Source organism: Bradyrhizobium diazoefficiens, from assembly GCF_016616885.1.
Taxonomy (GTDB): domain Bacteria; phylum Pseudomonadota; class Alphaproteobacteria; order Rhizobiales; family Xanthobacteraceae; genus Bradyrhizobium; species Bradyrhizobium diazoefficiens_F.
In genome coordinates, this window is the sequence record NZ_CP067102.1 from 1781603 (window position 1) to 1807596 (window position 25994).

General features: G+C 58.9%; 15 protein-coding genes and 9 pseudogenes. 15 read left to right on the forward strand and 9 right to left on the reverse strand.

From position 1 onward, the window contains the following. Positions 1-221: 221 nt before the first annotated feature. Positions 222-704: a MarR family winged helix-turn-helix transcriptional regulator gene (locus JJC00_RS08250; RefSeq protein ID WP_200472135.1), complete on the reverse strand. Its 483-nt coding sequence runs from the start codon at positions 702-704 to the stop codon at positions 222-224. A 514-nt stretch (positions 705-1218) separates the two neighbouring features. Here JJC00_RS08250 and JJC00_RS08255 point away from each other — a divergent pair. From JJC00_RS08255 to JJC00_RS08265, 4 genes and pseudogenes are all read left to right on the forward strand, one after another. Further along, positions 1219-2716: pseudogene (locus JJC00_RS08255) on the forward strand (porin). Between the two features lie 207 nt (positions 2717-2923). After that, positions 2924-3109 (forward strand): annotated as a pseudogene (locus tag JJC00_RS37940) (transposase); the annotation flags it as partial. Positions 3110-3223: 114 nt separating this feature from the next. Then, a complete protein-coding gene (gene tnpB / locus JJC00_RS37945; protein WP_246774259.1) occupies positions 3224-3577 on the forward strand; it encodes an IS66 family insertion sequence element accessory protein TnpB in 354 nt (117 codons plus the stop codon). A 246-nt stretch (positions 3578-3823) separates the two neighbouring features. Further along, the gene (locus JJC00_RS08265; RefSeq protein WP_246774260.1) at positions 3824-4321 is read left to right on the forward strand and encodes an IS66 family transposase zinc-finger binding domain-containing protein; all 498 of its coding nucleotides are present in this window, start codon (positions 3824-3826) and stop codon (positions 4319-4321) included. Here JJC00_RS08265 and JJC00_RS08270 read toward each other — a convergent pair. Next, a pseudogene (locus JJC00_RS08270) lies at positions 4294-5411 on the reverse strand (IS630 family transposase). The gene JJC00_RS08265 and the pseudogene JJC00_RS08270 sit on opposite strands and share 28 nt — an antisense overlap. 43 nt (positions 5412-5454) lie before the next feature. Between JJC00_RS08270 and JJC00_RS08275 the strand changes: the two are divergent. Continuing rightward, the gene (locus JJC00_RS08275; RefSeq protein ID WP_433996518.1) at positions 5455-5712 is read left to right on the forward strand and encodes a LexA family protein; all 258 of its coding nucleotides are present in this window, start codon (positions 5455-5457) and stop codon (positions 5710-5712) included. Between the two features lie 42 nt (positions 5713-5754). Here the strand turns inward: JJC00_RS08275 and nodU are convergent, their stop codons facing one another. Next, the gene (nodU, locus tag JJC00_RS08280) at positions 5755-7431 is read right to left on the reverse strand and encodes a nodulation protein NodU (protein ID WP_200472138.1); all 1677 of its coding nucleotides are present in this window, start codon (positions 7429-7431) and stop codon (positions 5755-5757) included. Between the two features lie 286 nt (positions 7432-7717). Between nodU and JJC00_RS38715 the strand changes: the two are divergent. From JJC00_RS38715 to tnpB (JJC00_RS08290), 3 genes and pseudogenes are all read left to right on the forward strand, one after another. Next, positions 7718-7852: pseudogene (locus tag JJC00_RS38715) on the forward strand (IS66-like element accessory protein TnpA); the annotation flags it as partial. 13 nt (positions 7853-7865) lie between these two features. Next, complete coding sequence (locus JJC00_RS38720) at positions 7866-8117, forward strand: IS66 family insertion sequence element accessory protein TnpB (protein WP_349643537.1); 252 nt, start codon at positions 7866-7868, stop codon at positions 8115-8117. Further along, entirely contained in the window at positions 8114-8419 is a 306-nt protein-coding gene (gene tnpB / locus JJC00_RS08290; protein WP_246774136.1) for an IS66 family insertion sequence element accessory protein TnpB, read from the forward strand. Before JJC00_RS38720 ends, tnpB (JJC00_RS08290) begins: the two co-directional genes overlap by 4 nt. A gap of 5 nt (positions 8420-8424) precedes the next feature. Here the strand turns inward: tnpB (JJC00_RS08290) and JJC00_RS08295 are convergent, their stop codons facing one another. Next, the gene (locus JJC00_RS08295) at positions 8425-10491 is read right to left on the reverse strand and encodes a recombinase family protein (RefSeq protein ID WP_200472139.1); all 2067 of its coding nucleotides are present in this window, start codon (positions 10489-10491) and stop codon (positions 8425-8427) included. Between the two features lie 3 nt (positions 10492-10494). Next, a complete protein-coding gene (locus JJC00_RS08300; protein WP_200472140.1) occupies positions 10495-11025 on the reverse strand; it encodes a hypothetical protein in 531 nt (176 codons plus the stop codon). Between JJC00_RS08300 and JJC00_RS08305 the strand changes: the two are divergent. The 3 pseudogenes from JJC00_RS08305 to JJC00_RS08315 form a co-directional block, all read left to right on the forward strand. Beyond that, positions 11006-11798 (forward strand): annotated as a pseudogene (locus JJC00_RS08305) (IS66 family transposase); the annotation flags it as partial. The gene JJC00_RS08300 and the pseudogene JJC00_RS08305 sit on opposite strands and share 20 nt — an antisense overlap. A gap of 446 nt (positions 11799-12244) precedes the next feature. Then, positions 12245-12973: pseudogene (gene ltrA / locus JJC00_RS08310) on the forward strand (group II intron reverse transcriptase/maturase); the annotation flags it as partial. A 124-nt stretch (positions 12974-13097) separates the two neighbouring features. Then, positions 13098-13625: pseudogene (locus JJC00_RS08315) on the forward strand (IS66 family transposase); the annotation flags it as partial. Between the two features lie 99 nt (positions 13626-13724). Here JJC00_RS08315 and JJC00_RS37950 read toward each other — a convergent pair. The 3 genes and pseudogenes from JJC00_RS37950 to JJC00_RS38925 all read right to left on the reverse strand — a co-directional run. After that, positions 13725-15318, reverse strand: a pseudogene (locus JJC00_RS37950) (IS1634 family transposase); the annotation flags it as partial. Between the two features lie 740 nt (positions 15319-16058). Then, positions 16059-17315, reverse strand: coding sequence for a hypothetical protein (locus JJC00_RS08335; RefSeq protein ID WP_200472143.1), 1257 nt, complete (start codon positions 17313-17315; stop codon positions 16059-16061). A 1334-nt stretch (positions 17316-18649) separates the two neighbouring features. Next, positions 18650-18861, reverse strand: a pseudogene (locus JJC00_RS38925) (transposase); the annotation flags it as partial. Positions 18862-19612: 751 nt separating this feature from the next. Here JJC00_RS38925 and JJC00_RS08345 point away from each other — a divergent pair. The 3 genes from JJC00_RS08345 to JJC00_RS37960 all read left to right on the forward strand — a co-directional run bounded on the left by JJC00_RS08345 (position 19613) and on the right by JJC00_RS37960 (position 22888). Then, positions 19613-21025, forward strand: a complete 1413-nt coding sequence (locus JJC00_RS08345) for an FAD-dependent oxidoreductase (protein ID WP_200472145.1) — start codon at positions 19613-19615, stop codon at positions 21023-21025. A gap of 916 nt (positions 21026-21941) precedes the next feature. Next, the gene (locus JJC00_RS08350; protein WP_200472146.1) at positions 21942-22256 is read left to right on the forward strand and encodes a hypothetical protein; all 315 of its coding nucleotides are present in this window, start codon (positions 21942-21944) and stop codon (positions 22254-22256) included. A gap of 464 nt (positions 22257-22720) precedes the next feature. Continuing rightward, positions 22721-22888 carry a hypothetical protein gene (locus JJC00_RS37960; protein ID WP_246774137.1) on the forward strand — a complete coding sequence of 56 codons (168 nt, stop codon included), beginning with the start codon at positions 22721-22723 and terminating at the stop codon, positions 22886-22888. Between the two features lie 319 nt (positions 22889-23207). On the opposite strand, the gene JJC00_RS08360 is transcribed toward JJC00_RS37960, so the two are convergent. After that, entirely contained in the window at positions 23208-23966 is a 759-nt protein-coding gene (locus JJC00_RS08360) for an SDR family NAD(P)-dependent oxidoreductase (RefSeq protein WP_200472147.1), read from the reverse strand. A gap of 215 nt (positions 23967-24181) precedes the next feature. On the opposite strand from JJC00_RS08360, the gene JJC00_RS08365 reads away from it, so the two are divergent. Next, the gene (locus tag JJC00_RS08365; protein WP_200472148.1) at positions 24182-25906 is read left to right on the forward strand and encodes a thiamine pyrophosphate-binding protein; all 1725 of its coding nucleotides are present in this window, start codon (positions 24182-24184) and stop codon (positions 25904-25906) included. The last annotated feature ends 88 nt before the right edge of the window (positions 25907-25994 follow it).

Sequence of the window (25994 nt, forward strand, 5' to 3'; positions counted from 1 at the left end):
AGCAAGGAGATCCTGACGTAAAGGTGATCGTTGCCTCCAGTCCGGGATGGAGCAAAATAGATAGAGAAGCTCTCTTATCGCTCCAAACGCATTGTCCTTTCAAGCGCGCGTCGCGCCCGCTGGCCATAATTGTCCGCGAATGGCCGTATTGATGTTCTCGATCTGATACGCGAAGTTCTGCAAGGACTGGCCAAGCGCGAGGTCAACACGATCGACGCGCGCTATAATAAGCCGATACTCAGTTTTTGAGATGCCAATCGGCTATTCTTGGCGATCGAGGCAAGCCGCTTGTTGAGGTACTTGAGGGATTCCTCATCGAGCCCGCTGAACATTGTCGAAATGAGCGCTTGTCTTTTGTTTGATAGCATCATGATTTCGGCTTGCGCCTTTGGCGTCAGCGAGATTTGCAGGAATCGTGCATCGTCAGGCGATGTTACGCGGCTGAGAAACTCCATCGCCTCGAGCCTCTTCGTTTGGTTTGTAACGAAGGCGGGATGAATTCGAAGTTTATTTGCGACCGCAATTCCCGAGACCCCGCGACCTTCGTCGAGCTCATCAATAGCCATCAGGATCAACCATTGTGGTTGAGTTATTCCCAGCGTCTGAGCCCAACTCTTGTGTATTTCTTCGAGTTGCGAGTGGACCTCGACAATGTTCCAGATGAAGTCCTTAAGGGCTCTATCGAGTTGTTCTTGTTCGGCCATGTTGGTCTTTCCGCCAAAACCCGGTCTGATCGGTTGGCGCTCGGTGATTTCCCACAAGTGAAGACCTAGCCTTCTTGGCCCGACCGAGAAACACCTCAAACCGCAAGAGAGGCATGTAATAAATAAAGTAATTAAGACAATCAATTTGGGGTACGACGTATGAACCTGGATCGTTGAGGGTTTGACGCACCGATCATGTAATATCTCCAACGAGAGCCTCCGGTGCCCCGGGGGCTTTTTTTGACCTATAAAGTATCCAACTATCCCGGATGCTGCTCAATTGCGACACTCGTCCATCGAAAGATGACTTGTCCGAATTAATTAATTGCAGCAATTTGGCAATCGGAAATACGCGTTTGATCGACGCGAGGGGGCCCCGAAAGTCGTTCCGTCCAGCACCTGCCCGTCGGGGGAGGCCAGCAGCAGCGGATCTTTGAAGGACGGAAACGACGTTTCCAACTTGTAGGTTCATACATGAAACTGATGAAAGAGTCTTATCCTCGGTTCTGCGGCAATGTTCGCAAGTGGCCGGGGCACAGGCAGCCGACCTCCCCGCCAAGGCCAAGACCATCGAGTACGTGAAGATGCGCTCGCTGTATGGCGCCGGATTCTCTTACGTCCCGGGCAGCGACACCTGCGTCAAGCTGAGCGGTTACATCCGCGCTGAAACGCTGGTGGGTAGCAACTCCATCTTCAACACGGCCAACAACGGCATCGGCGCCGCCCACAACCGCCTCAGTAACTATTACACCAGCAGATCGTGTGCTGATCTCAGCATGGATACGCGCACTGCGACCGAGTATGGCGTCGTTCGCACCTTCGCCGACTTGGCCTTTGCGTGGACCGCGGGTGGCTACGCGGGCGCAGGCACAACTGCCGTGAATGGCTCGACGTCCTACAATGGAAATGCGGTGGGCACGAGTGGCTCCGGCTCGATCACGGGTGGTTCGCTCGGCATCTACTACGCGTTCATTCAGTTCGCCGGTTTCACGATGGGCAGGGCGCAGTCCCAGTTCTCTTCTCCCTGGACAAACTATCCGGGCAACGCCTTCGACGGCCTGCCGGGCGGAGCGGGTTGGGACGCGGTGAATCAGTTCGCCTACACAGCTGACTTCGGCCAAGGCATCACGTTCAGCGTCTCGGCTGAGGACCAAGTCGTCCGTTATACAACCAACATCTGGAACGTGAGCGGCGCGACGGCGGCAGGTCTCGCCACCGGAACGTACGGTGCTGGCGACATCGGCGCTGTGCGAACGCCGGACTTCATCGCCGCGCTTCGTGTCGACCAGGCTTGGGGACTCTTCCAGGCGTCGCTCGCGGCGCATGACAACCACACTGGCTACTATGGCGTCGATGAAATAACCGGTCATCCCGCCGACAAGTGGGGCTGGGCTGGTCAACTCGCACTGTCGATCAAGAATATCCCGACCGGCCCGGGCGACACGATCAATATCCAGGGTGTGTATACGAACGGCGCAAGCGGCTACAACTTTCACCCGTATACGTCATATACCTACGCGATGTACGGTGGTACGGGCCTGCCCGGCGCTTATCAGAGCGTCGGCTTGGCTGGCGTTTCCGACTCCGTGTTCGTTGCCGGCGCTGGCCAGGAGTTGACCACGACCTACGGCTTCAACGGCGCCTACACTCACAACTGGAATCCGCAGTGGAATACTGCCGTCTACGGTGCGTGGGCTGCTGTGCGATACAACCACACAGCGCAGAGCTACATCTGCGGCGCCTTCGTCGGAACCCTCGCGCTCTCAAGCGGTCTCGGCGGTTGTAACCCCGATTTCAATTACGGGGTTGTCGGTGTGGTCACGCGCTGGACTCCCGTCAAGAACCTGACCTTCACGGCTGACCTCGCGTACTCGATGCTTAACCAGAAGTATGCGAGCGGAAGCACCGTGATCCTGCCGGTACAGGCCGGTATCGCCAAGCCGGGCGCTACCTATGAACTGAAGGACCAGAACAGTCTCGTGCTGCTGCTGCGTGCTCAGCGCAACTGGTGAGCTTCTACCAAACTAGCGGAAGGAGAAAAGGGAATAGCTCTAAACAGCTAAGTTAAAACCTCCAAGGAGGCCTCCGGCATGCCCGCCGGAGGCCTCTTTTGATTGGATCCAACTTTTCCAGAAAATCCGTAAGCGCGAAGCCGATACCCTTGCTTCAGAGTTAGAATGAATGTGCGAAGAAGCCTCCGGCTTGGAACGGAGGTTTGGATGGGATTGGACAGCAAAAAGGACGTCCATTTGGACGGCTCACCGGTAGGGCCGGTAAGCCGACTGGAGGTCCTCGAAGGACCGTCGGGGCGCCGTGTGCGTTCGGAGGCTGAGAGAGCCCGGATTGTCGCCGAGAGTCTGCTACCTGGTGCCCAGGTGTCCGAGGTGGCGCGCAAGCACGGAGCGACGCGCTGGCAGATTTACGATTGGCGCCGACGCTTTCGACAGAGAGGCATGTTGGCGCCGTGCGAGGCATCGCGAGCAGCTGTCCCGGGTGATCCGCGCAGTGCGAGCGTCACGATGATCGCGGCCGGTGCCGATCTGAAGATTTACATCGCGACGCGGCCGATCGACTTCCGCTGTGGCCACGATGGGCTTGAGGCGAAGGTGCAGGAGATGCTTCGTCTCGACCGCTTCAGCGGCGCAGCCTTCGTGTTCCGATCGAAACGAGCGGACCGGATCAAGATTTTGGTCTGGGATCAAACGGGTCTGGTGTTGGCGCACAAGCGTCTCGAAGGTTGCAGGTTTGTTTGGCCAACGATCACAGACGGCGTGATGCGGATATCGCCGGCGATGTTCGCAGCCCTGTTCGAGGGGCTGGATTGGAGGTTGGTCCGCCCGGAAGAAGCGCGGCGTCCCCAGGCGGCTGGATAACTGCGGTAGAATGACTCGGAAGCTATTTTGAACGTGGCACGCGCGGCCGCGATGTGCTCGAAATAGCGCATGAGCATCGCGGCACTGCGCGACGATAATGAACAACTGAAAGCGCTTTTGGCGCAAACGCAGGCGGCCTTGAGCGAGCACCAGGGGGCGCTGGCGGCGTCAGAGGAAGCGCGGCGTCGGCTGGAGGTCATCCTCGGCGAATTGCGACGCGAGAAGTTCGGCGCGAAGTCCGAGAAGCTGCGGCCAGATCAGTATCACTTACCACTCGAAGACGTGGAGATCGCGCAAGGCATCGTGGACGCGGCGCAGGAGAGAGCCGAGGCTGTGATCAAGGGCCGATCGCGGAGCGTGCCGGATCAAGGCTCTCATCGCAATCGCGGCTGCTTGCCTGCCCATTTGCCGCGCATGGAACGGATCATCGAGCCTGCGAGCACGCTCTGTCCGTGCGGTTGCGGCGCCATGACGAAGATCGGGGAGGACGTCAGCAAACGCCTCGACGTAATCCCGGCGCAATGGCGGGTGCATGCGCCGCCCGAAACACATCTGTCGCCACTGCTCGGGCCCTGTCGTGCAGGCGCACGCCCCGGAGCACGTCGTGCCCAGCGGGCTGCCGGCCGAAGCGGCCATTGCGCACGTCCGTCAATGCCGATTCAAAGGCCGCCTTATCACCCAGCTCTGATTCCGGTACTAGTACCTCTGCACAGTGATTATGACTCTTTGCAAGGATCTGGATAGGCTCGGCCCATTTTGGCGCGGGCCTTGTCTGTGGTGAACATCCATTTGATGCGGGAGCGCGCAGCATTCCTCTGCCGTTCCCAAGCGGTGATTTCGCGGCGCAGTCGCTTGGAGTCGTCGATCCTGCGATCGAGGCACTGTCCGCGCAAGACGCCGATCTCGATCTCAACCATGTTGAGCCAGCTTGCATGCTTGGGGGTGTAGTGGAACTCGATCCGCCGCAAAATCCGTCTGGCTTCGGCAGGCGGGAACGCCTGATAGAGGGCGCCGGCAGAATGGGTCGATAGATTGTCCTGAACGACCCGGATCGTCTCGGCGTCGGGATAATGGATGTCGACGAGGTCGCGCATGCATTGGGCTCTTCTGCGGCCCGCCGCTCCGTGACTTTGACCTTGCGCCAGGGACGATGCACGTCGAGGAGAACGAAGAGGTTGACGGTGCCATTGCGACGATACTCGTAATCGTAACGTTCGAGCCGTCCGGGCTCGGCCGGGATCGGCTGACGGACCTCGCCGATGAGCTGCACCGGGCTTTCGTCGAAGCACACCACCGGCCGCTTTGGGTCGGGCGCCTCGGCGTAGAGGTCGAGCACGTCCTCCATGCGGGCGACGTATTCGCCGTCGACCTGCGGAATGCACCACATGTCCTTGCGCCAGGGCTTGAGGCCATTTTCGGCCAGGCGCCGCCGAACCGTCTCGTGCGACAGGCTCTTGTGTTCGGTGAGCTTGACCATTGCGCCTGCCAGCAGCTCAAGCGTCCAGCGGGCACGGCCCTTTGGCGGACTGGTACAGGCAGTCGCCACCAGCAAGGCTTCTTCCTTGCCCGTGAGTTTGCGCTCCGCTCCGGGACGCGGTTCTTCGCTTAGCGCTCGCTCCAGATTGCCTTCCACGAAACGTCGCTTGGTCCGGTACACGGTCGACCCGCCGACACTGACGCTCCTTGCGATCTCCTCGTCGCTGGCTCCGCCATCGGCGGCCAGTAAAATCTGTGCCCGCTTGAGCTTGCGGGACGCATGCTTGCCGCCGCTGAGTAGCGCCCTGACTTCAGTGCGCTCGATTTGGCTGAGTTCGACACGATAGCGTACATTCATGGCGTGCCTCCTCGTTCGAGGCACGCACGAACAACTGAATCGGATGGCCGGCGCGAGTCCTGCGGCAAAAACCTTCACGCCCAAGCAGGAGCAGTATCTGGCTTTTATCCACCTCTATACCCGGCTGCATCGCAGGCCCCCGGCCGAAACCGACATGCAGGAATATTTCCGCGTCAGCCCGCCGTCGGTTCACCAGATGGTGCTGACGCTGGAACGCGCTGGCCTCATCAAGAGACAGCCCAGGACCCCTCGCAGTATCGAGGTCCTCGTTGATCCCAAGAGCCTGCCGGAGCTAACCTGACCGCCGCGGGGCGCAACCCATCAAAATCACTGTGCAGAGCCACTAGGTACGCGTTTTCGTCCAAAGCAGGCCGTCGCACCATATGTCTTCAACGCGTCCCCACTGGCAAGCAGCTGCCGCATCCGGAAAAAACCCACGTCCATGCAGGTTCGCACTCGTATTACAAAGCAGCGGAATGCCCGTGAGTTTTTCATATTCCACGAGAAGCTCGGCGACTGTGTGCTTAGAGGTTCGAGAAACGGTCTGCAATCGCGCTGACCCATCGAGATGTACAACGGCGGGGATTTTGTGTCGCCATTCGGCTCGCGTCTGGTGTTCAAAAAGCATATAAGGATCCGGCGTTCCAGGATTGAAAATTTCGGGCGCGCGATCCTCCAGGCATATCGGCGCGACTGGGCGGAAGTATTCGCGAAGTTTGATGCCATTGAGATGATCCTTCATTCGCGGCGAAGTCGCGGCCGCAAGAATGCTTCTACCACCCAACGCTCGAGGTCCAAGCTCGGCACGGCCGGTCAGAAAAACCACGGGCTTGTTGCTCGCAATGATGATAGCAAGTTCACGCATACTGCACGGCGCGACTTCCCATTGGGGCGGAACTTCGCTGGGTTGCAGAGCCGGGCCGCTGTAGACCGACCATTCCAAGGGCACGAAACCTTTGTGCTCGGCCATTGCGGAGCAAGCAGCACCTATCGCTGAGCCGCTGTCATTCGGAAAGGGCGGCACCCAAACAGCATCGAACAGCCCGGTCGCCCGTAGTGCACTGTTCCATTTGATATTGAGCCCGCAGCCCCCGGCTATACACAAATTTCGCGATCTCGAAAGATGCGAGTGCCGCTGCAAAGCAATCCCCATTTCGCGAACTAGCAGATGCTCGAGGAACCAATGAAACGACGCAAGCACATCTTCAGATGATTTGGATTCGAACCGGAGCGCGCTGGCATTAAAAAAGCCGTGCAGAGCCGCAAGTGAGGCCTCCATGCTGTTGATGTCCCCACGGTGATGAGGGGCAAGCTTCGCGTCGGCCGCAAAGCGCTCCTCGTAAAGCTCCCGAAACACCGCCACGATATCTTGATCAACAGACCCGAGCGCGATATAAGCCATGACCTTGCCGGCGATACCTCGGTCCCCCCACCCGGTGTAGTTCGCTCTATTGTAAGGTCCGAAATGAAGACCCGCCACGACATAAGCCTGCCCATACATCGGGAATAGGCATTCGAGGTGCCGGGCGCCGCGGCGCTCTACATAGTAGACACGTGGAAACATACAGCCGTCCCACACCAGGCAGAACGCGGGTTGTCCAGCTTTGGCGAAGGGACTGGTGCAGTACGCGGAGGCCACATGGCCCGTCACATGCGGATAGCTTCTATAAGGAAAACCCTTGCCATCGAGCAGGAGGCCAAAACCGTCGTGCGAATTGATCAAGCCCTCGGCATGCCGTTCAAGATACGGACCCCCTCTGAGAGTGATAGGCGCCGCCCCACTGAGGACCTGGAAGTGCGACTCTACGTCCCCGATCCAGCCGTCGAGAACGAACTCATCAACATCCCGCGCATCCACACCGTGCTCCGCCAAGGCGACGACAACTGCATTGAGATTGTCGATAGTGTGGTACCGCGGATTGTTGTCCCGCTTCTCCTGCTCGATACTAAAGACAAGCCGCCCGTCCTCGACAAGAGCGATCGCCCCGTCATGCGTCAGCTTGATACCGCAGATGCGCATAGTTGCCTCCATGTCGTAACGCCGGCATTCCGAATGGTTCGAACCTCAAATCAGGACCCCTCCGTAGCACGGAGCAGGATTTGGGCCAGCGCGAACTAGAGACATCATTGGCGGTTTTGCCGCCGAATGTCGTTTTGCAAGCGCTTTGGCGTGTTCCAGACATCGGGCGCGTTTGGTTTCGGACAGCAGCACGCACTCTGCATAGCATGCGGTCGTGGCCGATACGCTGTACTCGTCCGAGGACGGCCGTCTTGCGAGTTTATCCGGTCTGTAGCTGACTGTCGGTATGGATATCCTTACTGATAGTCGCCAAGTGCGTCGCCTTGAAATTGTGGAGACTGGTCCGCGTCGGCGCTGGTCGGCTGCCGAGAAGCTGCGGATTATCGAGGAAAGCTTTTCGGGTCCGCGGCTGGTGTCGGCGACAGCACGGCATCATGGCCTTTCGAAACAGCTTCTGTTTTCGTGGCAAGGCCTATTCCGAAGGACAGCTTGCCGGCTGTCAGGTAGGTGGATTTGTGCCGGCCCGGATTGTGTCGGAGGTCCAGTCGACGATGGAGCGTGCGGTACCGGCGGCGACTGGCACTCTGGAAGTTGTGACCGCGAATGGCCGACGCGTGATCGTGGATCGCAACGTCGATGTCGCGGTTTTGCTACAGATCATGCGAGGGTTGGAGACACTACGGTGATCCCGATCCCGACGGGCCTGCGAGTGTGGCTGGCGACGGGCCATACAGACATGCGGGGTGGCTTTCCGAGCCTGGCTCTGCGCGTGCAGGAATTGCTCAAGCGCGACGCCATGGGCGGCAGTCTTTTCTGCTTCAGGGGCAAACGCGGCGATCCTTTGAAGGTCATTTGGCCCGATAGCCAGGGAGTATGCCTGTTTACCGAAAGACTCGAGAGAGGAAGGTTTATCTGGACATCAGTTGCCGGCGAATCGGTAACGATCTCTCCGGCGCAGTTGAGCTATCTGTTCGAGGGCTGTTGTTGATGCCCCTACTTTTCATGGTGATCCTCCCTCAGATCAATCTTCGCGACACGATGATTTCTCAAGCTGCGAATGGTTTGCAACGCGATTGTGTTGTCAGGAAAGAGAAAGCGGCCGGAAGCCTCTCGGGTGGTCAGGATGCGCCCTCGCTTGAGCTGAACATAGATCCACTTGACGGGTATCCTGAGGCGTTGTGCCAGTTGGGTTACTGTCAAATGGTCGGCAACCGCCGGCCACCGTGTTCGATGCCGCACCTTGAGGCGGTGTTTAAGACGAATGCGCCGGACTGTGATCGGCAAAACTTTGTCAGCCTCCCATGGCGAGTGATGTCCTTCCTGCGTCAGAATGCGCGCGATCTCATCGTCGTAGGCGCCATCCCGCGCCAATGCGTATATGCGTTCCACCATCTCCTTGTGACGCGGCAGCGCAGCCACAGCATTGACAGGTAGGGTGACTACAAGCTCGGTGGTAGCGCCGCCGCGCCACACAATGCGCACCTCAGCCTTGTCGCGGGCGCAGCGGCGCATGACGACCTTCTCGATCAGACAGCGCAGGAGCGCCTTGCGGTGGTCCCTGCGGGTCGCCGGGTTGTCCCATAGCTCAGGAAGGCGATTTCCAAGGGCGATCACCTTGGCACGCAGATCGTGAGGAACGCCCAAGGGCTCATTGGCCTTGGGTATCTTGCGCTGGACCAACGCTTCCTCGGCTCGGCGCACCTCCAATAGAGCGGCTTCCCACCGCCGTTCCAGTTCGCCAGTCACCAGCCGGTTGTCGGGGTCGGCGCGATTGAACTGACGCTCAGCCAGGGCTGCCTGATAGCGCAGCCTCTCAATCTGCTGCTCCTCGGCGTGGCGCAGTGCTTTTTCGGACTCCAGATGGGTCTTACGCGCTTTGGATAACGCATCAATTTCCGCCGGCGCCATCGCTTCCAAGAATGCCGCGGCAACCTGTGCGTCGATCGGTGCAGCACGCAGATTCTGACATTCCGGCACGCCGCGCTGGATTTTCAGATGATTGCAGACATATTGACTGCCGCCCTTGTAACGCACGGTCATCTTGTGTCCGCATTCGCCGCAATAGGTGATACCGTGGAGCAGGGCTGCCCCATCACGCGGGATGCCACGGCTCTTGATGTGCTGGTACTCCGCACGATTGTCACGCAGCATCGCCTGGATCTTCTCGAAGGTCTCCCAATCGATATAGGCCGGGTACTTTCCCTTCACCACGATCCTCCAGTCCGTTCCACGACGCGGAGTTTTTTGTGGACGCTCTCCCGGTATTTTGGACGGCTTCTGCCAAGTCCTTCCATAGACAAAGGCGCCTGCATAGGCCGGATTCTTGAGGATCGCCGTCACGGCCGATACCGTCGCGGGCTGCCAGCGCAGATCGCAATGGCGGTCGCGGCGAGGCAGTGCCAAGCCGCGGCCAACAAAGGCCCGCATCGCTTGTGCGGCCGTTCGCACTTTCAGGAAGGTCTCGAAGAGCAGCGACAGACGTCCCTGCACCTCGAGATTGGGATCCTTCGTGACCACCCCAGAAGGGTCCCGGACAAGGCCCGCCGGCAATTGCAGGGCCAAGTCACCGCGTTCGGCCTTTGCCATACGCCCAGCCGTCATCCGGCTCTTGATCGTGTGCAATTCCAGCTCTGAGATCGTTCCCTTCAAGCCGAGCAGAAGGCGCCCATTGGGCGTTCCGGGATCATAGACGCCATCCCGGTCGGCGATCAAACAACGGCGGTGCCCGCAGACATCAAGCAGCGGGTACCAATCCGAACAATTGCGCGCCAGGCGCGTCACGTCCATCGACAGGATAAGGCCAACTTCACCAAGAGTGACCCGCGCGACCAGGTCCTTAAATCCTTTCCTGTGGGCTGCCGCAGCGCCGCTCAACCCAAGATCGCTATCAATCACGTCGATGTCCGCCTCGCGCCATCCGAGGTCGCGAGCGCGCTGCGAGAGGGCGTACTGAAGCTTCAGGCTTTCTTGATTGGTGATCACTTGGTGCGGTGTCGACTGCCGCACATACACCACTGCTTTGCGGTCCAGGTGATCCGGCTTGACGAGTTCCGAGCCCATCGCTCATCTCCCGCAGGACTTGGCCGAGATCTTCTGCGATCGTCTGCCGGAGCGATTCCGGCAGACTGCGCCAGACCTCTCGAGGTTCGATGGGCATGTGCCCCCGCTCTCTTCGGCCAACGCGATTAAGTCCTGCAGCGCCTCGAGGCTCAGCTTGGTCGGCGCGGCGCGCAGAAAGCCATTCCGCTCGAGATTCGTCACCCCGAGCGGCAAAAGAAGCGTGAGACCGAATCGGTAATCTACACGTGCAAAGAGCTCCTTGCACGCTCCACGTGTTGTCGTCTCCTTGCCGATCGAGATCAATCGATAGCGCCGGCCATAAAGCGGATGGCGCGGATCGATAACTTCCACTTCTTCGGAGGTGGCTACGTCATCGTCACTCTTATGGGTATCTCTCGATCCCCTCGTTGTCCGGGATCGATTGGCGCAACCCTCAAGAAACCCAGCGTCCGACGCGGGTCGGATAGCCGCTTTTACGATTTGAATCTGCAGCCTGATCTGATTCAATGGCGTCATGATATCGAAGCCGAACAATCTTCCATCGGATCTTGCGAGCGCCCTGGCGGCGCTTCAGGCCGAGCGTGAGGCGCGGCTGCGAGCCGAGGCGGCGGCTGCCGGTGCGCGGGCGGAGCTGTCGGACAAGGAGGCGCTGATCGCGCATCTCGAGCTGCGGATTGAGAAGCTCAAACGCGCACTGTACGGGCAGCGCTCCGAGCGCACGCCACGGCTGCTCGAGTAGCTGGAATTGGAGCTCGAAGAGCTCGTCACCAGGCGAGCGAGCATGAGCTTGCCGCGCAGGCCGCAGCGGCGAAGACGCAGAAACGTTCGCCCCTTCATGCGCAAGCGGCCGGTCCGCAAACTATGGCCGGATTACATCGAACGCGAGCGCGTCGTCATTGAGGCCCCTACGATCTGTGCCTGCTGCGGTGGATCGCGGCTGGCGAAGATCGGTGAGGATGTGACCAAGACGTTGGAGGAGATCCCGCGGCTCTTCAAGGTCATCGAGACGGTGCGTGAGAAGTTCACCTGCCGCGATTGCGAGAAGATCACCCAGCCGCCGGCGCCCTTCCATGCCACGCCGCACGGCTTCATCGGCCCGCAGTTGCTGGCGACGATCCTATTCGACAAGTTCGGCATGCATATCCCGCTCAACCGCCAGAGCATGCGCTTCAAGTGCGAAGGAATCGACCTGCCATTGTCGACGATGGCCGACCAGGTCGGCCACCGAACTTTCGCTGTCATGCAGCTCTTCCAGCTGATCGAGCGTCATGTGCTCGCAGCTGAGCGCCTTCATGGCGACGACAGTGTGCTGCAGAAGCACAGAAAGGATGATCGAGCAACGTGGAAATCGTCGTCAAAACCAGAGGTGTGTCGTCCCTCTGGGATGAGCCCGCCGGAAGCCTGATGACCGGGCGGGCGGCAACCGGCGTTGATGGGCGTGAATCGGATGCAGGCGCTGCCGCGGAACTGCAGGAACCAGTCGCTCCGATGGAAAGGGAGAAGCACAAGCGGAGAAGACCGCGAGGCGAGAGTACCGACGCCGAGCACTGGGACGGACCGATCCGTATTAGCGATGAAGGCTCGTAATGGGCCGGAGCAAAGGGATCGGATCAGGTGGGCTGGCAATCGTTGCAACTGACAACAGGAGGACGACGGTGAACCAGCCGAGTAAACCGTTCAACATCGACAAGAGAGAGGTGTACGAAGCATATCTGCAGGTGCGAGCCAATTGTGGTGCAGCCGGTGTCGCGGAGTGACGATTGAGCAGTTCGAGTCCGATTTGAAGAGCAATCTCTACAAGATTTGGAATCGAATGAGCTCAGGCGCTTACTTCCCGGCGCCTGTTCGCGCCGTCTCCATTCCGAAGAAGAGTGGGGGCCAAAGGATCCTCGGGGTGCCCACTGTGGCAGACCGCGTGCCACAGACGGTTGTCAAACAATTGATTGGGCCGGCTCTCGACGCAATCTTTCTGGCGGATTCTTACGGCTACAGACCCGGTAAATCGGCCCTCGATGCCGTAGGCGTGACGCGACAGCGGTGCTGGAAGTACGATTGGGTTCTAGAGTTCGACATCAAGGGACTGTTCGACAATATCGACCACGAGCTTCTGCTGCGGGCTGTTCGGAAACATATGACGTGCGCGTGGGCGCTGCTCTACATCGAACGATGGCTGACAGCGCCGATGGTGCAAGAGGATGGAACAGTGATCGAGCGAAGCCGCGGGACCCCACAAGAGGGCGTGGTGAGCCCGATCCTCGCCAACCTCTTTATGCATTACGCATTTGACCTCTGGATGGCGCGGGCGTTCCCCGCTCTGAGGTGGTGTCGGTATGCGGACGACGGGTTGGTACATTGTCGGAATGAGATGGAGGCGCAAAGCGTTCGCGAAGCGCTCCAGGCTCGGCTCGCAGAGTGCCGCCTGGAATTGCATCCTACGAAGACGAGGATTGTCTACTGCAAGGATGATCAACGCCGGGGTAAAAGCGAGACGGTCATGTTTGACTTTCTCGGTTATTGCTTCCGGCCACGATCGGTCCTGGGGCCGCATTCGCAGAAGATGTTCTGTGGGTTTACCCCAGCGGTCAGCAAACCACCGCTGAATGCTCGAGCTGGCCGACATCGAGAAAACGCCCGGGAAGGCCAGAAGGGCAAACCCATCTCCCCGATCGCGCTGGAGGCGGTCAGGCGCCTCGACGCGTTGTTCGAGATCGAACGCCATCGATGGCCGTAGCGCCGACGAGCGGCGCGCGGTGCGCCAGGAGCAGAGCAAGCCGCTTCTCGACAACATCCACCCTTGGCTGCTCCGTCAGCGCGAAACCCTCTCGCGCTCCTCCGAGGTCCTGAAGCCTATGAATTACATGCTCAGGCGCTGGGCCGACTTCGCCCGCTTCCTCGACGATGGCAGAATCTGCTTGACCGACAATTGCGCTGAGTGCGCATTGAGAGGCATCGCCTTGGGAAGGCGAAACTGGACCTTCGCCGGCAGCCGGCGTGGCGCCGACCATGCCGCCATCATGCCGACGATGATCACGACCTGTCGCTTCAACGACGTCGATCCCAAGGCTTGGCTCGCCGACGTCCTCGCCCGTATCGCCGATCTTCCTGCATCGCGTCTGCGCGAACTGCTGCCCTGAGAATGGAAGCTTCTGCGCCAAGCTGACAAGCCCGCTGATCAGCAAGCTGCCTGACCTCCACGCATTGCAATCATACAGCTCGCTCGATCATCTGGACGGGGCGAACTTTTCAAGCGCACTGCGCGCGGTCAGTCCGGGTGCCAAAGCATGAAGGCGACGCGTGAGCGTGATCTGCATGCAGTAAGCCAGGAAGGCGACGAAGATGTGGGCTCGATCCGCTTCTCGTCTTCATAGAAGACCGGACGGATGGCGAGGTCGCCTTTGAGATTGCGGAACGCCTCTTCGACGGCGACGAGTTGCGTGTAGTATTGCCAGAGCTGGGCGGGATCGTTCTCGGTGAGATTGGTCCGCAACAGATAGCGCCCCTCGCGCCGGCGCGTTCTGCGCAGCTTGCTGCGATTGAGCGCGAAGGTGAAGCTCGGGCGCTGCTTGTCAACTTCGATGTGGACAAGGCGCCGGGCCGCCGGTACCTTGGAGCGTGCGCCGCCGAGCTTCATCAGCAGTTCTTCGCGCGAGATTTCCATGGCGGCGATTTGCCGGAGCCGCTTCCACAGCCAGTTCAATAGCCGTCGGCGCATGGCGCGTTCCTTGGTGACGCGATCATGGCTCTGCGCGAAGACATAGAGTTCGCCGTCCTCGGCCAGAAGCTTGACCTTCACACCCTCGCGCGCATTCTGCCAGGGCTTGTCCACGAGGTGCTTCTCCAGGCAGTTCAGGCGCCCCTTCGGCGTTCCGACCAGATACTGCACCGGCGGATCGCTGTTGCGCATCTCGGCCAGCACGGCCTCGGTCGGCACGCCGCGATCCATCACCCAGACCCGGCGCGCCTAGCCGTATTGCTGCTCGATCTTGCCCAGGAACATTCGCAGCGTCTTGCTGTGGGCAGTGTTGCCGAGCAGCACCTCGTAGGCCAGCGGCAAGCCATCGGGTGTCACCACCAGCGCGATCACCACTTGCGGGCAGTCCGGCCGCTTGTCGCGGCTGTAGCCGTGGCGACGCTTGCTTCCCTCCGGCAGGTCAGCGGCATTGACCTCGAAGTAGGTGCTGGTCAGATCGTACAGCAGCACGTCGAAGTCGGCGTTGAACAGATCGCGCCAGCGCCCGACCAGATGCGAGAACAGCACCTCCTTGTGCTCGAGCAGCAGATCATGGCAGGCATAGAGCTTGTGTTCTTCCGCTAGGCCGAAGTCCGCTCCCAACAGATCGGCCATCGCACTGAGACCGAACCATTGCCGATGCAGCCGCCACTCGCTCCCCGGCGCGATCAGACGATAGGTCGCCAGCACCTGCAGCATTTGATCCCACGGTGTTCGTTTCCTGCTCGGCGGCAGCCGATCGGTCCAGAACCGATCGAGCTGAAGCTCCTGCCACAGCTGTCCGGCCAACCAACAGGCGCCCCATTGCCGCGGACGGTGAAGCCGCATCTCGGATAGGCGAAGCTGAACGACGGACGCATCCCCGCGACCACCTTGCATCGATCCTCTGGGAACAGCGCTAGTGTCCGAGCCCGGCTGGCGTCCTCGTCGAATACTTCGATCGCCTTGCGCCAGCTCGCGGCCTGCGAAGAGTTGATCTCGCCTAGATACAGCACATGCCGCTGCACCACGCGGCCGTCATCGAGACGCTTGTTCTCCACGCTCCAGTAGTGGTGCGTCTTGCCGTTCTTCTTTCGCTCGGTGCGTCGGAGAAACATGACGCGGCGAATCTATCCGCACCATGCCGCGCTTGGGAATCCGGTAGGTCTTCACTACAGCCGTTCTTGGCTACAATGGAAGACCTCGATCGTTTCAAATCAACGACTTAGCAGTCCAAAAAATCTCGAAATCAGCGTTTTCAAACGCGAATCCGCGAACTCATCACCGTACGTTGCCAACCGATATGGCTCCGGTAATCGCAGGACGCGCCGAGCGCAGCTTGGCGACGCCCGTCAGGTAACGCTACAACCACGTACGCGGAGCCGCGTGCCGATCGCTCCGGCACCACCACAAGCCGGTGTCCAAAAACGAAATAACGGGAGTCGATGAGACACGATCCGGCCAGGAATTGTGGCACTCTGCCGTGTTCGGCATCCTAGACCGTCTCGTTCACAACGCCCATCGCCTTCAATTCATCGGAGAAAGCATGCGAAAGCAGACTGCCCGCAATCAAACTCTTAAACGCAAACTCAAACCCCTGACCCAATCACCTTGTCAGTCGAAGCGGCCGCTCATGATCGCGTGAAATTCATGCTCACGATCAAGCGAAACGAACGCTCACCATCGCGTGAAATCGCCGCTCACAATCAACGAAATGCGCAGCCAACATCCGCGCAAGTTCGATCGCCCTGCCTGTACCCTCCAAGCTGATACCACTCTACCGAATTTCGGACTAGGCTCTAAGCCGGTGGACGTACACTCCTGCTCCACGATATCGTCCTTGAGTGCCGCTCATTCCTCAATAACCTTGCAAATAGCCCTCAAAATCAACTCTACTGGCGTCAGGCCTACTATAGTTTGTCGGCTTGGGATCCAGCCATTGGACTACCTTATCCTTGATCGCAAAAGCGAAGAAATGGTTTCCATGCGGATTGTAGTGCCCAATCAGATACTCTTTCTGATAGTCTTCCCAGCTTAGGCGATATTTTGCAAAATCCCGTAGATGGACCTGATTGATATCGATATATTGTTGCTCAGTTACTTTCAAATAATCGACAGTCTCCTGGTCTCGACGTGGCAGGTTCTTATTCATTTCTTGCATTGCGCCGTAAGGGTCGAAAAGCACGAAAAGAATCTTCTTCCCGTCGCGCTTGGCGAAGGAGCGAAGCTTCTCCAACGTATAGATGTTCGCACGTTGAGAATAACGGTTCAGCAGAGCTGCGGCCTGAGCCTGCATAGCTGTGCGCGGCGCGACCCTTCGAGTTATAGCGATAGGGTTCTCTAACATGCCTCCACTAGGATCGGCGTTCCAATCGAATGGGAAGTCGAGTATCTTAGCAAGCTTGTCGATCGCGTTGCGATCAAGATCATCGATGAGTCCTTCTGAATAGGTCATCAACTGGAGCGCAAGATCGTCCTTTAGGTGTGACTCCATCCAGTCCGGATCTGTCACTTTGTAAAGTGATTCCCGCGTTGTCAGGGGATTTTCCCTTTCGACGAAAAGCCCCGTATTCAAATTCATTTCAATATGAGCCCAGGGATTTCCATGGAAATTCTCGGCACGGCCGCCCTTGGCCCTAAACCACGCGTAGAATGCGCAATGTTGCATCCGCATGAGGCTCCTCGTTGGGTCATCTCCCCATACATAGAAGATGAGATATTCAGCTCCGTGTTCCGTCCGCTCCTGCCGGACCAATCTCCGGTATGCCTGATAGACGCCATAGGATCCTATGCCATAGTTGCCGATCGGTTCGCCGATGTGCGCTGCCAGATATTCCTGCCACGTCTCCCCATCACTGACCTGTTCCCCTTCTGTGAAACTATTTCCATAACTGTTGATGCGCGGCTTCCTGTTGGCGTACAGGAACGATGTGCGCGCCCCATGGGGTCGGAATGTGTAAACAGAGGCGGCGCCGTCAATGCCATCTTGGCGGACAAAATTGGCCTGCAAGTAGCCTAACTCAGGATCGAATTTCGCCCATGCCGGTCCCTTTAGGAAGCCGTCAATCACATTTCGAAGGACGGCGCAGCCCCTGATATAGCTCTTAAACAACATGGACCTGTCCTCAACCGCGGCAGCTTGTGCCGGTCTTCCGATGTGGCGACATATGGACGAGTTTAGATACCGGAAGACCGCAAAATCAGTCCTGGATCGCAGGAATTGGGCAAATGACAGGGGCGCGCCGCCTTAATCTGATCTCCGGACCTGGCGGTCGCTAGTGCTCTGATGCAACCATCGGATTCACAAGGCCGAGGGAAGCGTGTCGTGAGGACGCATATATACGGCTAGTTTTCCCGCTGTGGCGCAGAAGTCCAACGCGGGATCTGCCAAAGGTGCGGGAGTATTGAAGGCCCTACCTCGAGCGAGTGACGCTTCGATCGTGTCACGCCGAGGTCATCGGCACTCGACGGCCTTCTCACTAGTGCTGGATCGCCGAGCGTACCGCGATGGTCGGCCGCTTCAACAGCGGGCCGCACCCGCGATCGTGAGCAGCTATTGTCTCACCGGAGGAATCGGAGTTCGTGCTCGTGATCGCGCCGCCAAGACAATGGAGGGACTATGAGCAATTGACATGGCACCTCTTCTACGAGCTCCGACATCAGGGGCGTCTAGACCATGTCGTGACGGATTGGTTTTCAACAGCGGGTTCACTTGCCAGCCGAGGCAATCGCCTCCGACGACGCCTGAGGGCCGGCGGCTCAAGTCACGGGGCTCGGCAGCGCGCTCAGCCCTCGGCCTCGGACGCCGCTACTGCCGCAGATAGCGAGCCAGAGCACGTGCGGAAGCATCGCCAGCAACGCCTCTGCGCCGATCGCGACGTGGCATGCCGGAGGAGCGTTGCAGCGGGCTCCATCCCAAGATAGTAGTGCGACCTGCTTCGACATCACCGAGGGCCATCCATGATTCGTCACATCGTCTTGTTCACTGCCAGGGATTAAGACCCATGTGGTCGAAATGGTCGAAGGCCTATCGGTTCTCCCACAATCCCACATGCACGCCGGCTCGAAATAGCGCGTAACGGCAAGATCGACCAGCTCGGCAACGATATTGACGTTGTGTATGATGAGTTCGACAACGAGACGGAATTCGCAGCTTACAAAGCATATGACCTGTACCAGGAATCTATCAGGCGAGTACGGCCGCTAGGCGAGGCTGCGGTTCGCGGCCGACTACGATGTATCAACGGATGTGCGTTTCGCCTCGACGGCAGGGATAAGCCAGGCTACTCGGCGCGCCGGGTCGACTGGCAGGGGTTAACCAATAAATCGATCTCAAGAGCTTGCCGGTCCAGGCGATCGTCGCTCTCGTTGCGGTACATCACAATCGGAGCGCGGCTCCCAATACGTAAGCGATCGATGGCTGACGGTCTGATGCACGTCCACGAACTGCAGCGTGCCGACCACATGCTCAATCAAGTCCTGACGGCGATGATCGCGAAAGCAGTCCGCAAAGCGACCCACCAGATCGATCGCCCGGTCGGCGGTGCCCAGAAGAAGCGCCCCGGCATCCGACGTCACCGGGCCGCCACAAAGGCCGCTTCCACGGCGCGGCCTTCCACCTTTCCAAAATCAAACTGCTCTGCGCTACACTCTGTCGGCATCGGGGCATTCCTTGAATCATCGCAAAGTCGTTCTCGCAAAAGAACTTTTGCTGATTCGCGCCCCGATGCGCCTCAACACTGTGAGAAATGCGGGCTAGTCGGCGCGAATTCGGTTCCCCAAGCTTCATGCGATCGTTGTAGGGGCAGATACCGAGCATGAGATGATTCCTCCCGAGGGACGAATTGTTTCAACCAACGAGGGCTCGAACCTCTTTCGCCTCCCCACTTTGTTCGCCTCCCCACCCCTGATGTGGCTCGGATCCAGCAACACGGATACCAGTTTCACAAAATGACCAAGGAAGTCCGCGTGCGGCCATTCGCACCAGAGCGTTGGTTCGCGCCAATCTTGCATTTGTTGGCACTATTCGTTTCTGGCCTAAATTTCTTTTGCGTGGCGCAGCGTAACTTGGTTCCGAAACTAGTTTATGGCTGGCGTGCACCAGTACCAGTTGTTCGCCGGCCAGTCGCGCAACCAAATTTGTTCGGTGGGCCGTCCCGGCGAGCAACCGCAGCCCAACGGGAACATGCACAGTCCGTTAGGGTGTATGAGCATTGGATGTTCCGTTATCGCTATCTCTAGCACCGGAATCCAGCGAGCGGCCGGGGTAAGGTCTCATAAAACTCGAAATCAGTAAAACTGACGTTCTTGTTGCAGAAATTATTCAATTAGGCCGCCATTTCGCAGTTTTAGACTTCTAGGCTGGGTGTAATTCACAATGGAAATTTATCTACACGGGAGGCGAGCTGAGGAATGTACGAGCCGATGGACGAAGCTGCCGAATGCTATTCGGCGGAAATCAATGCCGGGGGCCAGCGACGCGAGCGCAAGATCCTGGGTATGGTGAACGAGCCGCCGCGGCAAGTTCCCGTTCGCCACGCCGTTGACGTTCTCGTCGTTGGAGGTGGGCCGGCTGGCACTGCCGCTGCAATTGCCGCTGGTCGTCTTGGCGCCAAAGTCATCCTGGCCGAGCGCTACAACCATTTGGGTGGCCTCTCGACGGGTGGCCTAGTCATCTGGATCGACCGAATGACCGATTGGGATGGTCGACTCCTCATTGCCGGGCTGGGGCGCGAGCTGCTTGACCGTTTGCCTAAAGATGCGGTGTTGGGGCCTGCGGAGTCCCTCTGGGGCAGCCGCGCTGCCGAGCATGTCGCGACCTGGAAACCGCGCATTTCGGCGTTTCACGGCATCGTAACGCATTCGCCAATGGTCGATCCTGAGGCACTCAAGGCTGTCTCACTCCAGGCAGTCCGTGAAGCTGGAGTCAAGTTGCTGTTCCATGTTTGGGCCTCCTCGGCGATCGTCCAGGACGGCCGCCTTAACGGGGTTGTGTTCGAAAGCAAGCAGGGGCGATTTGCCGTAACTGCCAAGGTTGTCATCGATACCACCGGCGATGGCGACATCTTCGCGGACGCCGGCGAAACCTCGGCATCCGACATTGAGCCCAACAACATGCATCACTGCATGAACACGTCTTGGCTGTTGGGTGGCGTGAACAACGAAACTTGGCTGGCATTCCAAAGTACCGCCGAGTTCTCGGATTTTACCTCTCGGGCAAGGCGTGAGCTTGGCCTTTACGAAGTGGCTATGGCGACCTGGCGGAACGATGTTGCTGTCTTCATGGGGCCCCGCTGGTCGGGATACAGTGGTCTAGATGTTGATGACCTCACCGAAGTCGAACTGCGGTCTCGCGACAAGATGATGCAGATGCTCTCCTGGTACAGAGCGAATGCCCCTGGGTTCAAGGATGCTTGGATCCTGCTGACGGCACCGCAGATCGGTGTGCGCCAGACTCGTCGTCTTCTCGGGCAGGGGATTATGATCCGGGAGGACTGGCGAAAGGGAGTGGTCCATGACGACGAAATCGCCATAAGTCCTAGTCTCGGGCCAAAATTTGATCCAGTGTCGGTTCCATACCGCAGCCTGCTGCCGCGGGGGACATCCGGCCTTCTCGTTGCCGGTCGGCACATCTCGACGGACGCGTCATCGCAAACCTTCATGCGTGAGATACCGCAATGCTGGCTGACTGGCCATGCAGCCGGTGTAGCCGCCGGGCTCGCAGCGAACACTGGCGTGTCACCATCTGAAATGCCTGTTCGAGACATTCAGAAAGCTCTGCTTCACCAAGGCGCTCACCTCAGAGTCTTTGAGACCGCGTCGTAGGTTGCGCGGCCTTTCCCTCACCCAAAGAGAGTGGCGCTGCATGCATTCAAGTCTAACGACGGGAACGCCACAGAGCATTGTGGTCGAAGCCAGTAGTAGCTCTGTACTGTGATTTTGACGACTTGGGTCTGGCGGTCAGATTAGCTCTGGTAGGAATTTAGAATCAACGAAGATCTCGATGATGGGAGGGGTCGTTGACTGCTGTCCGTCCGATGAGGCCGGCATGTTTCAGCGTCGGCACCATCTGTTGCGCCGAAGGCGGGCTGACGCGGAAATATTCCGCATGTCGGCTTCCGCCCGCGGGTCTGCGGTGGAGCTGCGTGTAGAGCTGATATGGGGCAGATATTGCCCTGTTTGTGCGTGGAGGTTTTTGCCGAAGGACTCACGCCGCGGCAACTCAGCAAGCCGCCAGCGTGGACTGACATCGGCGAGACCTGCTCGGCAAGGCCTTTGACAGCGAGATACCGCAAGAGCGCGCGCAGGCTGGTCGTCAGCTTCTCGATCGTTCCATTGCCGCAATGGCTCGCATGGTCCAGCAAAAAGCTGCGACGGACCGGCAAACGCCGATTTCGACAAGGTGCTGGCGAAAGAGCCTGGCGCCGAAAATCGTGTGGTGGTTACGACGCCCTCCCATAGCGCGCGGACATCGACCAGTGCGCAAGTGCTCGCTGAACACCGCCAGATCAATCCCCTTCGTGAGTCAAGCCTCGGGGACTTGCCATTAGGAGCGGTCGATGGTCGCCCTGTTTTCGCGGCCCGAGCGCGGCGACGGTGGAGTGACGAAGAGCGGCTGCGGACCCTTACCGACGCGGTCTCGTCAGAGGAGTGTGTGGCCGAGGTCTCTCGGCGACGCTATGTTTGAACAGCGCTGGTTTACACGTGGCGGCGCAAGTTCTGCGAAGCGGGCGGCGAACCGATGCCCGATGAGCTGTCGGTGCTCCGGCTCGCCGAACTGGAGATGATCCAGGACGCCGGAGGTGCGTGTCCTGGCATCCATTCTGCGATGGTCATCGATCTGGCGCGCGGTAAGCGGGTCAGCATCTTTGCGTCGGCATCGCCGGTGATCGTTGCCGCGGCCTACGGCGTTGCGGTGATTCCATCGGGTGCGCGGGTGTGGATCGCGATGGGCCAGACCGATATGCGATGCGGGATGCAGAACCCGTCGGCGATGCTGCAGCACAACTTTTCACGCGATCCATTCGCGGCTGTTGGCGTAGCAGCTCCCTCGTGAAGATCATTTGGCATAATGGGATCGCCATGTCACTCTACGCCAAGCGCCTTGAGACGTGGCGCTCTATTTGGCCTTGGCCAGGACGGCCTGGTGTCGCTGACGAGCTCACAGCTCGTCTGCTTGTTCGATGGGATCGTTCGGCGCAGCTCGCAGTGCTCCTGGCGCACGCCGAGCGCCAGATAAGCGCGCGAAGCCCGCATTTCGCCCTGCGCGTGGGCGGCGGCGATGATGCACTTGGCCCACTCAGACCACCTTTTAGGTTGTCCACATGGACGCCGACGTAGCAGCTACTCTTCTCAAAATCGACCTGCAGGAATTGCCCGCATGATAGAGGATTGCTATTGGCGCTTCTCGCGCGCCTTGCATCACGCGATCAACGACTATCAAGGTCTGCTCGATGGTGGGCGCGCTACAGTCCCATTAACACGTCTCCGTTTCTCGGTATCCGGTATGGCAGGCGTGCTGTGCTGGAATTCTTCCGTTACATCCGCGACAAGATTCAGGTTCGCCGTTTCGACCGCGAGATGACTATACTCGGCTTCCATTCCGCAGCCTACATTTTACGCTGCTCGGTGGAGACGCGCGCTTCCAAAAAGCCAATCGCGCTACGCTTTGCCCAGTTCGCCATTTGAGGCCGCCCGGCTCATCAATATGTGCGCGCTCATCGACACCTTCGATCTGATCGAGCGCTGAACACGACGACCTGCGTCGGAACACGTTAATAATATCCCTTTTGCAGACTAAGTCTCAATCGGGAAACGGCAAAGTTGCGGTTCGCGCGACTTTGTCGCCACCTGGTGCAGCTTCTGCGCGGCGGGCTAGCATCCCTATTGCCACGATTCGACTTTAGGTCACTCTTCCAGCACGGCAGTCGCTGGGTGGTTCGAATACGATCCAAGTAGATTTATGTTTCCATGCAATCGAAAACTTCAGGATCGAATCGATCCCTAGCTAAAGCGTCAGACCACCATCTATGACGATAGTCTGTCCTGTGATCATAGGCGCTGCAAAGCCCAGATAGACGATCGTTTCGGCAATATCCTCGGGAACGCATCTGCGCCGCAGGGGAGTGCGCTCGATAGAGCTTTGCCGCTGCGCTTCCGTCCACTCGATCTGCCAGGTGCTATCAACCGCGCCCGGCGCCACCGCGTTAATCCGAATCTCTGGTGCGAGACCTTGAGCAAGATGGCGGGTGATCGCAATGATACCCGCCTTGCTTGCCGCATAGGCCAGACTAGACCCTCTCGAGGTCAATGCTGACACTGACGCCAAACTTACGATTGCACCTCTCGAATACCGCAAGGACGGTGCGGCCGCGCGCGTGCATCGGAAAAGCCCGATGAGGTTCGTGTCCAACACCGCCGACCACAGCTCATCAGTAATGAGGTCGAGTTCGGAAGACGAAATGGACTTCCGTGCTCCCGGCGTGCCAGCATTGTTAACGAGAAGGTCGAGGCCGCCCATCTTGTCAACGGCGGCGTTTACCAGCTCTGCCTCTTTCCCATTACCGATGGCGCCCGGTACGCCAAAGACGTCGTAACCGTCCGCGCGGAGCTTGCTCACCTCCTCAGGCCCCCTTGGATCATCGGAAAGGTGGTTCAGCACAACACTGCACCCCGACTCTGCCAGCCGCTTCAAAGTCGCCAAGCCGATGCCTGAAGCGGCACCTGTGACGAGCGCTCTTTTTCCCGACAGTTCATAGCGGATCATGGTCTCTCCTTCGTTGGTTTTTCTCACAAGCGAGCCCGGTCGTGGGCGGAGCGCAGGGCCGGCCGCGGGCTGCGAACTCGCATTGACGAGATCTCTTATATCATATAAAAAGCTCGCGCAACGCGAGATGCATCTACCGAAGGGGAGTTGTGGGTCAGGCCAGAGCCGTTCTGCAGCCGTTATCCCGCGCGAAACCGATAAAGAGACAGAGTGAGATGAATAATCTAAAGTTGTCTAAATCTATTCCCACGCTCGAGTCGGCCCGCCGCATGACCGGGGGCCGCTTCATTGCCGAGACAATCAAGGCGAAGGGTATCTCTCACGTCTTCTTCATGGATGCTGTTCTGCGGCGGGCGCTCACTGAGATGGAAGATCTCGGCATCAAACGGATTCTTGGGCACTCCGAAAAGGGAATCGCATACATGGCGGACGGCTATGCGCGCGCATTGCGACGGCCTGCCGTTTGCATGGCGCAATCCGTCGGGGCCGCCAATCTTGCCGCGGCTCTCCAGGAGTCCTGGTTTGCCTACTCGCCCGTTGTCGCGTTGACAGGTCGCCACGCGGCCAACTATCAGTATCGAAACGCGTATCAGGAACTTCCACACGAGCCGCTTTACGCCTCCGTCACAAAGTTCAGAGGTCGGGTCGATGAGGTGGTGCAATTGCCCCATCTCCTCCGTCAAGCATTCAGAGAGGCAACCACCGGTGCCTCCCGCCCTGTCCATCTCGACATCGCCGGTTATACGGGCGACATCGTTGGCGCCGCCGAATTCACGGCCGCCATCTTTGCCGAAGAGACCTTCGCGAAGGTGCCGGCTTTCCGTCTTTCTCCGGACGCGGAATCAGTCCGCCGTGCTGCTGCCGCAATCGCGGCGTCGGAGCGCCCTGTGATCCTTGCCGGCGCCGGCTTGATGATGTCGGGAGCCGAAGATGCCCTGAAGGCGTTCGTCGAACATCACGGCATTCCAGTAGTGATGTCCCTTGATGCGAAGCACGCTCTTCCGGAGTTTCATCCGCAAAACGGAGGAGTAGCCGGGACCTACTCGCGAACCTGTGCAAACAAAATCCTGCATGACGCGGATCTTGTCATGTTCATCGGCAGCGATACCGGCGACATGATCACGAATCACTGGAAGCTGCCGAAGCCCGAGACGCAAATTGTACAGATCGACATTGATCCGGCGGAGCTTGGTCGCAACTTCCCCGAAGCAATTGGTATACACGGTGACCCGAAAGCGGCTCTCGAGCGCCTTGCCTCGGAACTGCCATCCCGTGCGCGAACTGGTTGGCAGCGGAAGGTTACTGATTACGTCGACGAATGGCGGGCGGAAGCGGATATAGCGCGATCGTCTGACGCGACGCCGATCAGACCGGAGCGCCTGTGCCGGGAGATTTCGGACTGGCTTCCGAAAAACGCAATGCTGGTGGCCGATACCGGATACGCATCGCACTGGAGCGGGACGCTCGTCTATCTCACCGATCCGGCACAGGGGTACCTGCGAGCCGCCGGCTCCTTGGGTTGGGCCTTTCCTGCTTCGCTCGGCGTCCAGTGCGCTTTGCCAGATCGCCCCGTCGTCTGCTTAACCGGCGATGGAGGCTTTATGTATCATCTTCCCGAGCTGGAAACGGCTAGGCGGTATGGCCTTAACGTGATCACGATCGTGAACAACAATCACTGCCTTGGACAGGGTAGAAGAAACATCGACATCGCCTATGAAGGAAGGAAAGGCAACAAGGAGGAGATCTTTGCCTATCGAGACACGGATTTCGCGCAAATCGCGCGCGATTTCGACTGCTTCGGTGCGCGGGTCGAGAAGCCCGGCGACTTAGCCAAGGCATTCGACGATGCGCGGCGGTCCGGTAAGCCCGCAGTTATCGACGTGGTGACGGAGTTTGAGGCGTTGGCTCCCTTGCCGTGGACCGCGCCGTCCGGAAGCTAGGCCGGTATTCCTTGGCCCTGACATATCTTAGAGGGGCCGCGCGGCCCCTTTAGTCTTTTGTGGCTCCCCACCGCCGTGGTACACGGAC